13 protein-coding genes are annotated in these 14,179 nt (G+C 64.5%); 4 read left to right on the plus strand and 9 right to left on the minus strand.

Annotation, left to right across the window (positions count from 1 at the left end):
• Positions 1 to 10 precede the first annotated feature (10 nt).
• The gene (locus tag AB7G19_RS23655) at positions 11 to 1,531 is read right to left on the minus strand and encodes a caspase family protein (protein WP_354113162.1); all 1,521 of its coding nucleotides are present in this window, start codon (positions 1,529 to 1,531) and stop codon (positions 11 to 13) included.
• Between the two features lie 200 nt (positions 1,532 to 1,731).
• Here AB7G19_RS23655 and AB7G19_RS23660 point away from each other — a divergent pair, with 200 nt between their 5' ends.
• The 4 genes from AB7G19_RS23660 (at position 1,732) to fabA (ending at position 6,449) form a co-directional block, all read left to right on the plus strand.
• Positions 1,732 to 2,742: a helix-turn-helix transcriptional regulator gene (locus tag AB7G19_RS23660; RefSeq protein WP_354113161.1), complete on the plus strand. Its 1,011-nt coding sequence runs from the start codon at positions 1,732 to 1,734 to the stop codon at positions 2,740 to 2,742.
• A 300-nt stretch (positions 2,743 to 3,042) separates the two neighbouring features.
• Positions 3,043 to 4,581 (plus strand): DEAD/DEAH box helicase, encoded by a 1,539-nt coding sequence (locus AB7G19_RS23665; RefSeq protein WP_063983517.1) that lies wholly within the window; start codon positions 3,043 to 3,045, stop codon positions 4,579 to 4,581.
• A gap of 165 nt (positions 4,582 to 4,746) precedes the next feature.
• On the plus strand, positions 4,747 to 5,814 hold the full coding sequence (locus tag AB7G19_RS23670; RefSeq protein ID WP_247310734.1) for a GGDEF domain-containing protein: 1,068 nt from the start codon (positions 4,747 to 4,749) through the stop codon (positions 5,812 to 5,814).
• Positions 5,815 to 5,918: 104 nt separating this feature from the next.
• Positions 5,919 to 6,449 (plus strand): bifunctional 3-hydroxydecanoyl-ACP dehydratase/trans-2-decenoyl-ACP isomerase, encoded by a 531-nt coding sequence (fabA, locus tag AB7G19_RS23675; RefSeq protein ID WP_354075579.1) that lies wholly within the window; start codon positions 5,919 to 5,921, stop codon positions 6,447 to 6,449.
• Between the two features lie 60 nt (positions 6,450 to 6,509).
• Here fabA and AB7G19_RS23680 read toward each other — a convergent pair whose 3' ends face one another.
• The 8 genes from AB7G19_RS23680 to AB7G19_RS23715 all read right to left on the minus strand — a co-directional run bounded on the left by AB7G19_RS23680 (position 6,510) and on the right by AB7G19_RS23715 (position 14,058).
• Complete coding sequence (locus AB7G19_RS23680) at positions 6,510 to 6,941, minus strand: TfoX/Sxy family protein (protein ID WP_354123654.1); 432 nt, start codon at positions 6,939 to 6,941, stop codon at positions 6,510 to 6,512.
• A 162-nt stretch (positions 6,942 to 7,103) separates the two neighbouring features.
• Complete coding sequence (locus AB7G19_RS23685; protein ID WP_071914312.1) at positions 7,104 to 7,514, minus strand: HesB/IscA family protein; 411 nt, start codon at positions 7,512 to 7,514, stop codon at positions 7,104 to 7,106.
• A gap of 49 nt (positions 7,515 to 7,563) precedes the next feature.
• Positions 7,564 to 7,935, minus strand: coding sequence for an SUF system Fe-S cluster assembly protein (locus tag AB7G19_RS23690; RefSeq protein ID WP_354123653.1), 372 nt, complete (start codon positions 7,933 to 7,935; stop codon positions 7,564 to 7,566).
• Positions 7,932 to 9,179 (minus strand): cysteine desulfurase, encoded by a 1,248-nt coding sequence (locus AB7G19_RS23695; protein ID WP_166096422.1) that lies wholly within the window; start codon positions 9,177 to 9,179, stop codon positions 7,932 to 7,934. The genes AB7G19_RS23690 and AB7G19_RS23695 overlap by 4 nt, the downstream gene beginning before the upstream one ends.
• Positions 9,176 to 10,480 carry a Fe-S cluster assembly protein SufD gene (sufD, locus tag AB7G19_RS23700; protein ID WP_354075584.1) on the minus strand — a complete coding sequence of 435 codons (1,305 nt, stop codon included), beginning with the start codon at positions 10,478 to 10,480 and terminating at the stop codon, positions 9,176 to 9,178. The genes AB7G19_RS23695 and sufD overlap by 4 nt, the downstream gene beginning before the upstream one ends.
• Positions 10,481 to 10,491: 11 nt before the next feature.
• Positions 10,492 to 11,244 (minus strand): Fe-S cluster assembly ATPase SufC, encoded by a 753-nt coding sequence (gene sufC / locus AB7G19_RS23705; protein WP_028161255.1) that lies wholly within the window; start codon positions 11,242 to 11,244, stop codon positions 10,492 to 10,494.
• 62 nt (positions 11,245 to 11,306) lie between these two features.
• Entirely contained in the window at positions 11,307 to 12,803 is a 1,497-nt protein-coding gene (gene sufB / locus AB7G19_RS23710) for a Fe-S cluster assembly protein SufB (protein WP_135213508.1), read from the minus strand.
• 115 nt (positions 12,804 to 12,918) lie between these two features.
• The gene (locus AB7G19_RS23715; protein WP_441268134.1) at positions 12,919 to 14,058 is read right to left on the minus strand and encodes a cysteine desulfurase family protein; all 1,140 of its coding nucleotides are present in this window, start codon (positions 14,056 to 14,058) and stop codon (positions 12,919 to 12,921) included.
• Positions 14,059 to 14,179: the final 121 nt, after the last annotated feature.

Here is a 14,179-nt window from a genome sequence, read left to right on the forward strand (position 1 = left end):
CGCAGACCGCTCAGTTGTTGCTGCGGTTCGCGGCCCGAAAACTCTTGATTTCCGACACGCTGCCATCGCGGTAGGTCAGTTCCACCGAGACGAACTGCGTCGCCGGGGCAAGCTTCATGTAGAGCGGCATGCCGGCGCTGATCGCGCTGGGATCGCGCATGTCGCAGCCCGGCATCTTCAACACCTGGTTCGGAACGGCGGTGTCGATGCCGATGCGCACCTCGCGGATGGCGCAGCGGTAGGACACGAGATGCGTGTAATAGACGAGCAGCCCGTTGAACTCGCGGAACGACAGCCAGCTCGTCGCGGTCATGTCGAGAATCTTGCGCTGGTCGCGGATCAGCGCGGCCTCGGGATCGAACCTGATCGGGAATGGCCCCTGCATGTCGCCGGACTGATCGACATAGCGGACCTCGATGGTGCCGGCCTGCGCATCCGGCGGCAATTCGATCGACGGGTTCGGCATCCGCTTGCGCGTGCGCGGATCGAGCGTGTCGATGAAGCCGGTCTCGCGGAAATCGCCATTGCCGGCCATGCGCCAGGAAATGCCGAGCGTCGGGTCGGCGAAGGAGAACACCACGCTCCAGCCGCCATTGTGCCGCGAGAAGCTGGCGATCGGCGCGTTGGTGGTTTCTTCCTTCGGCACGCGCGGTACCGACACCGGCGGGAGAGCCGCGAGCTTCTGCGGCGGCGGATCGGCCGGGCGCGCAGCGGCCGTCGCGTCCTTGGCAACACCACTGAGGAACACGTCGTCGACCATCTGGTCGAAATAGACCGGCACCTGCCTGTGCTTGACGGTGTCGGCCATCTCGCTGACGAGACGGCGGGTGCGCTGCGCCACCTGCACCAGGTTCTCGCCGGGCTGGAGCAGCTCCTTGGCGAAGGTGCGCGTGAACACCGAATTGGGATTGGCGTCGTCGTTGGAGAGACGATCGAGTGCGGTCTGGCGGGGACCTGCGGAGAACACCGAGAACACGCCTTCGGGCAGCTGCACCATCGGCGCGAGGCCGCCGCCGCCGGCGACCGCGCGGGTGCCTTTGCGCTCGAACGGGTTGTTGCGGCAGGCGTCGAACACCAGGATCGACGTGCGCGCCTTCTTGTTCTGAAGGCGCTCGACGATGCGGTCGGCCAGGATGGAAGCGTCGCGCACCAGCTCTTCCTGCCCTTCGGTCGCCGCCGGTACGTCAGTCGGCAACAGGTAGTTCTGGCCCGCGATCTCGAAGCCGTGGCCGGCGTAGAAGAAGAATGCGGTGTCGCCGGGCTCGATCGTCCTGTCGAACGCGAGCAGCGTCTCGGAGAATTGCTGCCGGCTCTGGTTCTCGGCGACCATCACCGAGAAACCGAGCTGCTTCAGTGTATCGCCCATGGTGCGGGCGTCGTTGACCGCCTTGAGGAGCTTGGGGACGTTCCTGTAGTCGTTGTTGCCGACGACGAGCGCAACGCGCTTCTCGGCTTGTGCGGGCAGCGCGAAGCCGCTCAGGCTCACCGCAAGGCCAAGGGCCGCCAGAATTCTGAAAAGCCGACGCGTCATCGTAAAATTCCCGTTGCAGAACGGCGCTCCGCCGGCCCCCTCGAACAGCGATTCATTGGAACCCTCTGCCGTTGATGATAGTCGGTCCAGCCATATCGACGGTTCAACGCGCAGAGCCCACGGGTTCCGTCATCTGGACTATGGCAGATTCCTCCGGAATCTGCTTTTTCTAGGAAGCTGCGCTGCAAGCGGGGGCTGCCGTGTATCGATGGTGTACTGACGAGGTCGAGCCGCATGACCGGTTCGACTATTGGCGCGAGGTCCGGTCCAAGGGCCTGTTCGGCGTCACCGCCGAACTCGAGCGCGAGCGCCGCGCGGACTTCTACGGCGAATTCTCGCTGCGCCAGCTCGGCGGCGGTGGACTCGTCGAGCTGAAGGCGTCGCACTACACGGTCGAGCGCAGCAACTCCGACATCGCCTACGCGCCCGGCGACAGCATCTGCGTCTACCAGCAGCTCGGCAGCGGCGGCTGGTTCGGCGGCATGCGCACCGGCGACTTTGCGATCGCCAACGGCAGCTTCGCCACCAGCCATACCGACCAGCCCTATCGCACCGCGCCGCTCGGCGCAGGCGGCTTCCACCTGCGCATCCTGAAGATCCCCGTGAGCAGGCTCTCCACGCAGGACAGGCGCATGCGCGAGCTTGCGCCCCGGACCTTCAGCGATCCCGGCCTGGCGCCCCTGCTCGGCGCCTGCTTCGCCGACCTCGATGAAGCCGCCGCGGGCGATAACGGCGCCACTGATGCGACCTCAGTCGCCCAGACCTCCTTGGATCAAGCCTCCTTGGATCAAGCCTCGCTCGTCCAGGCCTTGGCCCATCTGGCCCTGATCGAGCGCGGCATCGTGCGGCCCGGCAGCCGCCGTGGGCAGGCCGCGCTGCGGACCGCCCGGCTCTCACAGGCGCGTCGCCTGATCGCGCGCTATCTGCAAGACCCCGATCTGGCGCCGGCGATGGTGGCCGACCAGCTCGGTGTGTCCGTGCGTCACCTGCACATGCTGTTCGAAGCCGCGGCGAAGAGCTTTTCGCAGACCGTGACGGACGAACGCCTGAAACAGAGCCGCCGCCTGATGCGCGAGGCGCCGGACCGGCTGATCGCTGATATCGCAACCTCCTGCGGCTTCGAGAGCTTGGCGACCTATTACCGGGTCTTCAACGCCGCCTACGGAATGGCCCCCGGCGATTTCCGGGCCCGGGGCCCGGAAGGGCGTTAGCCGTCCCTCCGGCAGCCATCGCCCGGTTAGCGGTGGAGGCGGAAAAGCCCAGCCGGGCCCGCTATTTGGGCAAAAACCTCAGGTTTTTTAGGGTCTTCCCGCGCCCGCTCCATTGACTTTGGCCGATTCCCGCCTATGTTCCGGGGCGACGCGGCTCAGATCGAAGACCGATTCTTGAGCCTTGCGCTTTGTTCGCGTGAGTCAGCACCCCCAGCTTCTTTGAGAGCGCGCCGTTTCGGGGTGGAACGCGACAGCCTTAATTACCCTCGATTCCGAACGGCGGTTTCGACCAGAGGCTCAATGTCCTTTTCAAATCTCGGACTGTCCGAAAAAGTCCTCGCCGCAGTGGCGGCCACAGGTTACACCACCCCCACCCCCATTCAGGAACAGGCGATCCCCCACGTCCTCGCACGCAAGGACGTGCTCGGCATCGCCCAGACCGGCACCGGCAAGACCGCGGCCTTCGTGCTGCCGATGCTCACCATCCTCGAAAAGGGTCGCGCCCGCGCGCGCATGCCGCGCACGCTGATCCTGGAGCCGACCCGCGAGCTCGCGGCGCAGGTGAAGGAAAACTTCGACCGCTACGGCGCCGGCCAGAAGCTCAACGTCGCCCTGCTGATCGGCGGCGTTTCCTTCGGCGACCAGGATGCCAAGCTGACGCGCGGCGTCGACGTGCTGATCGCCACCCCCGGCCGCCTGCTCGACCACACCGAGCGCGGCGGGCTCCTGCTCACCGGCGTGGAGCTGCTCGTCATCGACGAAGCCGACCGCATGCTGGACATGGGCTTCATTCCTGACATCGAGCGCGTCTGTAAGCTCGTCCCGTTCACGCGGCAAACCCTGTTCTTCACCGCGACCATGCCGCCGGAAATCCGGCGCATCACCGAGACCTTCCTGCATAATCCGCAGAAGGTCGAGGTCTCCAAGCCCGCCACCACCGCCGTGACCGTCACGCAGTGTCAGGTCCCGGCCGGGCGCGAGGCGCATGAGAAGCGTGAATTGCTGCGACGCCTGCTGCGCGAGGCCAAGGATCTCCAGAACGCGATCATCTTCTGCAATCGCAAGCGCGAGGTCGCCGTCGTTCACAAATCACTGCAAAAGCATGGTTTCAGCGTCGGCGCCCTGCATGGCGACATGGACCAGTCGGCCCGCACGGCGGCGCTCGAACAGTTCCGCAAGGGCGAACTGCCGCTGCTGGTCGCCTCCGATGTTGCCGCCCGCGGCCTCGACATCCCTGAGGTCAGCCACGTCTTCAATTTCGACGTCCCCCACCACCCCGACGACTATGTTCACCGCGTCGGCCGCACCGGCCGCGCCGGCCGGTCCGGCATGGCGATCTCGCTCGTGACGCCGCTCGACCAGAAGTCGATGGTGGCGATCGAGAAGCTGATCGGCCAGAGCATTCCGCGCGCCGAGGGCGATTTCGAAGTGCCCGCGGACGCAGGCGAGCAGAGCGCACGTTCGCGCGAACCGCGCGGGCGCGACCGTGAACGTTCCCGCGGCGGACGCGGCAAGCCGCAGCGTGGCCGCGATCGTGAGCGCAGCCACGAGCCCCGCGAACCGCGCGGCGAGGCGAGGCCCTCCGCAGAGACACAGCCCGCTCCTGAAGCGAGACCTGCACGTGAGCCGAGGCCCGCACGGGAGGCGAGGCCTCCGCGTGAAGCGAAGCAATCATCCGAGCCGCGCGGTGGATCGCGCCAGCAAGCCAATCCATCGCATGTGCCGTCGATCGGCCGCCCCGAGCCGCGCCGCCAGCGCGAGGCCGATACCGAGCCCGGCGATCACTCGCACCTTCCGGCGTTTCTGCTCCGGCCAGTGCGTTCTCCCGCCGGCGCCTGACGCGCCGGCGCGATTCAGGTTCGGTTGAGCAGAACCGCTTCACACTTATTCTGATGCATTCGCGAACGTCTGTTTACAGAGCGTTCACGATCGTCCGTTAGCCTGCGAACATAATTTAAGTATTGCTGCGGTCGATGGCGCACCGACCGCTGTGGGGTATGTTCAGTGGTCAAGGTGCTCGACGAACACGAACGCACGATGGCGTTCGCCGAAGTGGCTCTCGGTCAGATCCGCTCGCTTCGACAGACTGCAATTCCCCGCAATTACGAGATCTGGTACGTCTACGCCACCGGCTATAACGCACCGCTCAACAAGATCATCAACGAGACGCTGGCGCGCCACGGCAAGCTGACCGAAGGCGATCTCGAGCAGATCTACGAGACCTATCTTTCCCACATCAAGACCACCGACCGCATCGACAAGGTCGGCGCACGCGTCATCGGCGAGATCGACGACGTGATGACGGTGCTGAGCGAAGCGCTCGGGATGACCGGCTCCTACGATGCCAGCCTGTCGGGCGCGACCGAGCAACTGTCGTCGGCCAAGAGCCGCGACCAGATCAAGTCGATCGTCGAGACGCTGCTGCGTTCGACCAGCGAGATGCGGGAGACCAACAAGGCGCTGGAAGACCGCCTGACCCTGTCCAAGAACGAGATCAGCAATCTCCAGCAGAGCCTGGAGGCGATCCGCGCCGAGAGCCTGACCGATCCGCTTACGGGATTGGGCAATCGCAAATATTTCGATCGCATGATCGGCATGGCCGTGCAGAGCGCGCTCGCCTCGGGCGAGCCACTGTCGCTGCTGCTGTTCGACATCGATCATTTCAAATCGTTCAACGATTCCTACGGCCATCTCACCGGCGACCAAGTGTTGCGGCTGGTCGGCCTGTCCATGAAGCAGACCATCAAGGGACAGGACATCACCGCGCGCTATGGCGGCGAGGAATTCGCGGTCCTGCTGCCCAACACGGCGCTGCGCCAGGCCCTCACCGTTGCAGATCACATCCGCCGCGCCGTGATGGCGAAGGAATTGAAGAAGAAATCGACCGGCGAGATCCTCGGCCGCGTCACCATCTCCGTCGGCGTCTCCATGCTCAAGCAGGGCGACGACCCCGACGCGCTGATCGAGCGTGCGGATGCCTGCCTCTATGCCGCCAAGCGCAACGGGCGCAACCGCGTGATCTGCGAGGCCGATCCGGAATTCGCGATCGAGTCGCACAGCCGGGTGGCCTGACGCCGAAGCAGCGCGCCGAAGAGACGGCCGGCGCTTGACATTCCAACCCGCCGAACGACATCTTCCCCGCCGCCCGACTGCGAGCGTCGAGAGGACTTGTCGTCTTGCCCAATCCCCATGACTTTCACACACCGCAACCATCCTACACCAGGGACGAACTGCTGAGATCGAGCGACGGCGGCTATTTCGGCCCGGGCAACGCGCAATTGCCGGCCCCGCCGATGCTCATGATGGATCGCATCACCGAGATCAGCCTGGACGGCGGCGAGTTCGGCAAGGGCCACATCGTCGGCGAGCTCGATATTGTGCCCGGCCACTGGTTCTTCGATTGCCACTATCGCGGTGACGCGATGATGCCGGGAAGCCTCGGTTTGGATGCGATGTGGCAGATGATCGGCTACTGGCTCGGCTGGTCGGGCTCACCGGGCAAGGGCCGCGCCATCGGCGTCGGCGAGGTCGAGGCTACGGGATTGGTCACACCGGAGACGCGACGCGTGCGCTACGAGGTCGCCATGCGTATGGTCCGGCGCGGCAAGCTGGTGCTCGGAATTGCCGACGGTCGCGTGCTGGCCGACGGCGTCGGTGTCTTCATGGCCAAGGACATGAGGGTCGGCCTGACCAAGGCCGTAGATTGATCCTCAGGTCCCGTAGGGTGGGCAAAGGCGCGCAGCGTCGTGCCCACCATCTCGGCATAACTATCTCGAACGGTGGGCACGCTTCGCTTTGCCCACCCTACGCACCGCCTTCTTGGCCACTTTCTTGGCTGGCTGCTTCTTCGCCACCGCCTTCTTCCCCTTCGGCCGCTTCTTCACCTTGGCGCGCTGGGCGGCGGCGAGCGCTGCCCTCGCCCATTGCGCAAGCTCCTCGGAATCGTCGAACAGGCGCGCCGGCAATTCCCAATAGGAATTCACCAGCACGGTTTTGGCGCGGGTCGAATACTGGAACGGCTTCGAGCCTTCCGCTTCAAAGTCCGGGATGGTGACCTCGTCGGCGCGGAAGAACAGGCCCGCGCGCAAGGCGAGCGCGAAGTTGATGCCGTCGGCGGAGATGCCGTAGCCGGAGAACATTTTTCGGATGGTGACGGGGCCGAAATTGGCGAACAGGTCGATCAGGAATTCGCGGTCCATGGCCAAGCTGTCTCCCCACGGTCGTCCCCGCGAACGCGGGGACCCATAACCACAGGGAGGAGTTTAGCGAAGACTACCAGCCAGGAAAGCTTGGTACTGATACCGAGCGTCATCGCCAGATCACGCGGTATGGGTCCCCGCGTTCGCGGGGACGACAGCGACTTACCCGTCGATCTTCGCGGGCCGCAGCTCGACCGACTCGCCGCAGCCGCAGGCGGAGACCTGGTTGGGGTTGTTGAAGACGAACTGGGCCTGCATCTTGTCGGCCTTGTAGTCCATCTCGGTGCCGAGCAGGAACAGCACGGCCTTGGGATCGACCAGGATCTTGACGCCCTTGTCCTCGACGACCTCGTCGGTCGGGCGGACATCATGGGCGTATTCGACCGTGTAGGACTGGCCGGCACAGCCGCCGTTCTTCACGCCGACGCGCAGGCCCACGATCTCGGAATCGGCGCGGCTCGTCAGCTCGCTGATGCGCTGGGCGGCGGCATCGGTCAGCCGCATCACCTGCGGACGCGGGCGCCGCGGTTTCGGAGTGGATGCTGGTGTTGGGCCGGACGATATCTGTGTCATGTCAGTGATGTGGTCCGTTGCTGAGCGAATTCAATGCCAGAGTTACGCGTCACCACATATTGAGGACGAGACGGGCCTCGTCGCTCATGCGTTCCGGCGTCCATGCCGGCTCCCAGACGACCTTAACGTCGACCACGCCGACGCCGGGGACGCTGGCGACCGCGTTCTCGACCATGGTCGGGAGCTCGCCGGCAGCCGGGCAGTTCGGCGTCGTCAGCGTCATCTGGACGTCAACCGAGCGGTCGTCCTTGATCTCGACCTTGTAGATCAGGCCGAGTTCGTAGATGTCGGCCGGGATCTCCGGATCGAACACGGTCTTGAGGCCCGCGATGATCTCGGTGGTGAGACGCTCGGTCTCCTCAGGCGGCAGCGCCGACTGGGTCTCCATCGGATTGGCTTTGACTTCGGCCGTGTCACTCATGCGAACAAATCCCGCGCCTTCAACAGCGCCTGTGCCAGATGATCGACTTCTTCCCGCGTATTATACATGCCGAACGACGCCCGGCAGGTGGCAGTCACGTTGAACCGCTCTAAAAGCGGCATCACGCAATGGGTGCCGGCGCGCACGGCGATGCCCTGGCGGTCGATCACGGTGGCGACGTCGTGGGCGTGGGCGCCCTTGAGCTCGAAGGAGATCACCGGGCCCTTGCCCCGGGCGGTGCCGATCAGCCGCAGCGAGTTGATCTCGCGCAGCCGGTCCTGGGCATAGGTGGTGAGATCGTGCTCGTGGGCGGCGATGCGCTCCTTGCCAATCGAATTGACGTAGTCGATGGCCGCGCCAAGGCCCACGGCCTCGACGATCGCGGGCGTGCCGGCCTCGAACTTGTGCGGGGGATCGCCATAGGTGACGATGTCGCGCGAGACCTCACGGATCATCTCGCCGCCGCCGTTATAGGGACGCATCGCGACGAGGTGATCGTACTTGGCCCAGAGGATGCCGATGCCGGTCGGCCCGTAGACCTTGTGGCCGGTAAAGACATAGAAATCGCAGCCGAGATCCTGGACGTCGACAGGCAGATGCACTGCACCCTGGCTGCCGTCGACGAGCACGGGAATGCCGCGGGCGTGGGCGATTTTCACGACGTCCTTGATCGGCACAATGGTGCCGAGCGCGTTCGACATCTGCGTGATCGCGACCAGCTTGGTCTTCGACGTCAGCAGCTTCTCGAACTCGTCGATGAGGAAGTTACCCTCGTCGTCGACCGGCGCCCACTTGATCACGGCGCCATGGCGTTCCCTGAGGAAATGCCACGGCACGATGTTGGAGTGGTGCTCCATGATCGAGATGACGATCTCGTCGCCCTCTTTGATGTTCGGTTCGCCCCAGGACGACGCGACGAGGTTGATCGCCTCCGTCGCGTTGCGGGTGAAGATGACCTCTTCGGTCCGCGGCGCGTTGATGAACTGCGCAACCTTGCTGCGACCGCCCTCATAGGCCTCGGTGGCGGCATTGGCGAGGTAATGCAGGCCGCGATGCACGTTGGCGTATTCGGACGTATAGGCCTGCGTCATGCGGTCGAGCACGGCGCTCGGCTTCTGCGCAGAGGCGGCGTTGTCGAGATAGACCAGCGGCTTGCCGTAGACCTGCATGGCGAGCGCCGGAAAATCCTGGCGCACGCGTGCGACGTCGTAGGCACCGTTCTTGACTGCGGGATGCGTGCTCATTGGCGCCGCTCCAGCCAGCGCTCGGCGATACCGATCACGTGCTCGCGCAAACCGTCATCGGCGATCTGCTCGATCGCCTCACCCACGAAAGCCTGGATCAGCAGCGCCTGGGCCTGCTTCTCCGGGAGGCCGCGCGCCTTCAGGTAGAACAGCAGGCTGTCGTCGAGCGCGCCGGCAGTGGCGCCGTGGCCGCAGGAGACGTCATCGGCGAAGATCTCGAGCTCCGGCTTGTTGTCGGCCTCGGCTTCGTCCGAAAGCAGCAGCGCGCGGGTCATCATCTTGCCGTCGGTCTTCTGCGCGTCGGGACGGACGATGATGCGGCCCTGGAACACCGAATGGGCGCGATCGTCGATCACCGCGCGGAAGACCTCGCGGCTGACGCAGTTCGGCACGGCATGATCGACCACCAGCGTGGTGTCGCCGTGCTCGGTCTTCTGGAGCAGGTTCACGCCGTTGACGGAGAGGTCGCTGCCCTCGCCCGCCATCGTGATGAAGCCCTGGAGGCGGCTGACGGCAGCGCCAGTCGTCATGTTGAAGAAATTGAGCTTCGTGTTCGCGCCGACCGTGACGAACTGCGAAGTCACATTCACTGCGTCGGGTGCATCGTCCAACAGGCGGATATGCGCGACGTCGGCATTGTCGCCGACCGAGAGGATGACGGCGTCGTTGACCTGGTAGGCCTTGGCACCGGCCGCAACAAAGCTCTCGATGATGGTGGCGCGAGCGCCGTTCCCGACCGCGATCTGTGAACGGCTGAAAGCCGACGCGGACGAAGCGGTCGCGATGTGGATGATCTGGATCGGCGCGGACAGCTGCGCACCGTCGGCGATCGACAACACGACGCCGTCGGTTGCCAGCGCCGCATTCAGCGCGATCACGGCATCGGTGGCCGCGGTCTTCAGGAGACCTGCGTCCTTCTCCAGCGCTTCCCGCAGCATCTTGAGGCCCGCCTCAGAGGCAAGCGCCTTGACGTCGGAGAGATCGGCCGCGAACACGCCGTCGACCAGCACCAGCTTGCGGGCGCCTTCGATCGCATGCGCCTTGACGGCATCCGCGGCACGCTTCAGCGCGGCCGCATCGGGGCTGGCTGCAAGCGGCAGCACCTCGCCGACCAGTGCACGCAGGTCGGTGTATTTCCATTCCTCGATCCGGCGATGCGGCAGGCCGAGACGCTCATAGGTCTCGAACGCCTCGCGGCGTACCGCGATCACAGAAGGCGAACCCGGCAGGCGGCCTTCGGCGCTGGCGAAGAGATCGCTCACCGCACGGCCGTTTCCGGTCTTTGCCACAGCAACGTTCATCCTAAAATTCCTTACGCGGCATCCTCGAACTGGGCGTAGCCGGACGCTTCCAGCTCCAGCGCCAAGTCCTTGCCGCCGCTCTTCACGACACGGCCCTTCGACATCACGTGCACGACGTCGGGCACGATGTAGTTCAGCAGCCGCTGATAATGGGTGATGACGACCATCGCGCGCTTGGGCGAGCGCAGCGCGTTGACGCCGTCGGCCGCAATGCGCAGCGCGTCGATGTCGAGGCCGGAATCCATCTCGTCGAGGATGCACAGACTCGGCTCGAACAGCGCCATCTGCAGCACCTCGTTGCGCTTCTTCTCACCGCCGGAGAAGCCGACATTGACGCCGCGCTTGAGCATGTCCTGCGGGATGTTCAGCGACTTCGAGACCTCGCGGACCTTCCTCAGGAAGTCCGGGGTCGAATATTCGCTTTCGCCGCGCGCCTTGCGCTGCGCGTTCAGTGCGGTGCGCAGGAAGGTCATGGTGGCGACGCCGGGAATCTCGACCGGATACTGGAACGCCAGGAACACGCCCTTCGCGGCGCGCTCGTTGGGATCCATCTCCAGCAGGTCCTCGCCCTTGAACAGGATCTGGCCGTCGGTAACCTCGTAGCCGGGCTTGCCGGCGATGACGTGGGAGAGCGTCGATTTGCCGGAGCCGTTCGGCCCCATGATCGCGTGAACCTCGCCCTCGTTCACGGTCAGCGTCAGCCCGTGGAGGATCTCACGCTCTTCGACACGAACCTTCAAATCCTTCACTTCAAGCAAAGCCATCTTGGTGTCCAGTCTATTCAAATGATGCATGGAGCGCCGTAGCGCACCGCGAGGGTCGGCGATTAGCCGACCGACCCTTCAAGCGAGATCGAGATCAGCTTCTGCGCTTCCACCGCGAATTCCATCGGCAGCTGCTGAAGCACGTCCTTGACGAAACCGTTGACGACGAGGCCGACGGCTTCTTCCTGGGTGAGGCCGCGCTGGATGCAATAGAACAGCACGTCCTCGGAGATCTTCGAGGTCGTCGCCTCGTGCTCGAACGTCGCCGAGGAGTTTTTGGCCTCGATATACGGCACGGTGTGCGCGCCGCATTTGTCACCGATCAACAGGGAATCGCACGCCGTGAAGTTGCGCGCGCCGGTCGCTTTCCGGTGCGCGGTGACGAGCCCGCGATAGGTGTTCTGCGACTTGCCGGCGGCGATGCCCTTCGAGATGATCCGGCTCGACGTGTTCTTGCCGAGGTGGATCATCTTGGTGCCCGAATCGACCTGCTGGAAACCGTTCGAGATCGCGATCGAGTAGAACTCACCGCTGGAATTGTCGCCACGCAGGATGCAGCTCGGGTACTTCCAGGTGATGGCGGAGCCGGTCTCGACCTGGGTCCAGGAAATCTTGGACCGGTCGCCACGGCAGTCGCCACGCTTGGTGACGAAATTGTAGATGCCGCCCTTGCCTTCCGAATTGCCGGGATACCAGTTCTGCACCGTCGAGTATTTGATCTCGGCATCATCGTGCGCAACGAGCTCGACCACGGCGGCGTGCAGCTGGTTCTCATCGCGCTGCGGCGCGGTGCAGCCTTCGAGATAGCTGACGTAAGAACCCTTGTCGGCGATGATCAGCGTGCGCTCGAACTGGCCGGTGTTGCGCTCGTTGATGCGGAAATAGGTCGACAGCTCCATCGGGCAGCGCACGCCCGGCGGCACGTAGACGAACGAGCCGTCGGAGAACACCGCCGAGTTCAGCGTCGCGTAGAAATTGTCCGAGGTCGGAACCACCGAGCCCAGATATTTCTGCACCAGCTCGGGATGCTCGCGGATCGCCTCCGAGATCGGCATGAAGATCACGCCGGCCTTCTTCAGCTCGGCCTTGAACGTGGTCGCAACCGAGACCGAATCGAAGACCGCGTCGACCGCGATCTTGCGCCGGGCCGGATCTTCCTCGCCGGGCTTCGGCTCGACGCCTTCGAGCATCGCGACTTCCCGCAGGGGAATGCCGAGCTTCTCGTAGGTCTTCAGAATCTCCGGATCGATCTCGTCGAGCGAGGTGACCGTCTTCTTCGGCTTCGGCGCCGCATAGTAATAGAGGTCCTGGAAGTCGATCTTGGGATAGTCGACGCGCGCCCAGGTAGGCTCGGTCATGGTCAGCCAGCGCCGATAGGCCTCGAGCCGCCACTGGAGCATCCAGGCGGGTTCGTTCTTCTTCTCGGAGATGAACTTGACGGTCTCTTCCGACAGTCCCTTGGGGGCCTTGTCGGACTCGATCAGGGTCTCAAACCCATAACGATACTGATCGACGTCGATGCGCTTCACGCGCTCGACCGTCTCTTGCACGGCTGGCATTCTATCCTCCGCTCGCGGTTTCAAGGACCGCGGTGGATCACAAACTTGGACGAGTATTACGATGTTTTTCGGCAGAAAGCACGCGCTTAGAACCGTTCAAGCCGTGTTTCGTCGCTTAGGCTCTAAGTAGGGTATTACCAAGCTTTCGCCAAGCCTCTAACGTCCTGTTGATGTCATCTGGTTCCGTGGACCAGCCCAGACTGAGACGCACCGCTCCCTGGGCAAGGGTGGCATCATACCCCATCGCCGACAGCACGTGAGACGGCTGCACCTTGCCTGATGAACAGGCCGAGCCCGAGGACACAGCCACGCCTTCGAGATCGAAGCCGATCACGGCGGTTTCGGCCTTCAGGCCGGGGGCAGTGAAAAGGGTGGTATTTGGCAACCGCTTGATGTCATCCGCGAAGACCATCGCCCCGGCAATCCCGCGGATACCATTTTCCAAGGAATCTCTGAGGGTTGCCATCCGCTCCGCATCCTCCGGCAGAGCCTGAAGGGCCGCTCTCACCGCCGCCCCGAAGCCGGCGATGCCGGCGACATTCTCGGTTCCCGCGCGCCGGCTCAGCTCCTGCCCGCCGCCCCGCAGCACGGGTTCCAGTCCGGCGATCCCCTCCGCCAGGACCAGCGCGCCGACGCCCTTGGGGCCGCCGATCTTGTGCGCGGAAAAGGTCGCAAGGTCTGCGTCCACAGTCTTGATATCGAACGGGATTTTCCCCAGCGCCTGGATCGCATCGACGTGCAGGAGCCCCCCCGCCTCGTGGACGATACCAGCAGCCTCTGCGATCGGCTGAATTGCGCCGGTCTCGTTGTTCGCAGCCATGATGGAGACCAGCGCCGGTGGGCAGTCACCGAGCAAAGCCTGCAGACGGTCGAGGTCGATCACGCCGGCGCGTGTGACCGGGATCTGGCTGACCTTCTCCGGTGGGAATCGGCCGCCCGACAGCACCGAGGCATGCTCGACGGCCGAGACCAACAGGCGCTCGACGGGGCCGCCGGACGCCCCCCGCAGACCGGGCGACAGCGCCAACGCATTGGCCTCGGTTCCGGCTGAGGTGAAGACGACGTTCCTCGGCAATGCACCGACGGCTGCCGCGAGCGTGGCGCGGGCTTCCTCGACCAGCCGGCGAGCCTCGCGACCCTCGGCATGAACCGAGGACGGATTGCCGATCAGCTCCCAGGCTGCAAGCATCGCGGTCCGCACTTCGGCGCGGAGCGGCGAGGTCGCATTCCAGTCGAGATAGACACGACTCTGCATGAGGTATTATGTTACTCCATGGATCAAGCTGGTGTGCCCGTCCTGGAGCCCGACATGGGCCCCCGTGGAGCGCTTGGCAACTCGATTCCGAATCCCCACCGTTCAATGACGCCGCCATGAC

The sequence above is a fragment of the Bradyrhizobium sp. 215_C5_N1_1 genome (genome assembly GCF_052075935.1).
GTDB classification, from domain to species: domain Bacteria; phylum Pseudomonadota; class Alphaproteobacteria; order Rhizobiales; family Xanthobacteraceae; genus Bradyrhizobium; species Bradyrhizobium barranii.

What these genes read in the sequence shown, in the direction of transcription:
- AB7G19_RS23655 (WP_354113162.1), bottom strand. Translation starts at nt 1,531, where the DNA reads ATGACGCGTCGGCTTTTCAGAATTCTGGCGGCCCTTGGCCTTGCGGTG.
- AB7G19_RS23665 (WP_063983517.1), top strand. Translation starts at nt 3,043, where the DNA reads ATGTCCTTTTCAAATCTCGGACTGTCCGAAAAAGTCCTCGCCGCAGTG.
- AB7G19_RS23680 (WP_354123654.1), bottom strand. Translation starts at nt 6,941, where the DNA reads ATGGACCGCGAATTCCTGATCGACCTGTTCGCCAATTTCGGCCCCGTC.
- AB7G19_RS23685 (WP_071914312.1), bottom strand. Translation starts at nt 7,514, where the DNA reads ATGACACAGATATCGTCCGGCCCAACACCAGCATCCACTCCGAAACCG.
- AB7G19_RS23690 (WP_354123653.1), bottom strand. Translation starts at nt 7,935, where the DNA reads ATGAGTGACACGGCCGAAGTCAAAGCCAATCCGATGGAGACCCAGTCG.
- AB7G19_RS23695 (WP_166096422.1), bottom strand. Translation starts at nt 9,179, where the DNA reads ATGAGCACGCATCCCGCAGTCAAGAACGGTGCCTACGACGTCGCACGC.
- sufD (WP_354075584.1), bottom strand. Translation starts at nt 10,480, where the DNA reads ATGAACGTTGCTGTGGCAAAGACCGGAAACGGCCGTGCGGTGAGCGAT.
- sufC (WP_028161255.1), bottom strand. Translation starts at nt 11,244, where the DNA reads ATGGCTTTGCTTGAAGTGAAGGATTTGAAGGTTCGTGTCGAAGAGCGT.
- sufB (WP_135213508.1), bottom strand. Translation starts at nt 12,803, where the DNA reads ATGCCAGCCGTGCAAGAGACGGTCGAGCGCGTGAAGCGCATCGACGTC.
- AB7G19_RS23715 (WP_441268134.1), bottom strand. Translation starts at nt 14,058, where the DNA reads ATGCAGAGTCGTGTCTATCTCGACTGGAATGCGACCTCGCCGCTCCGC.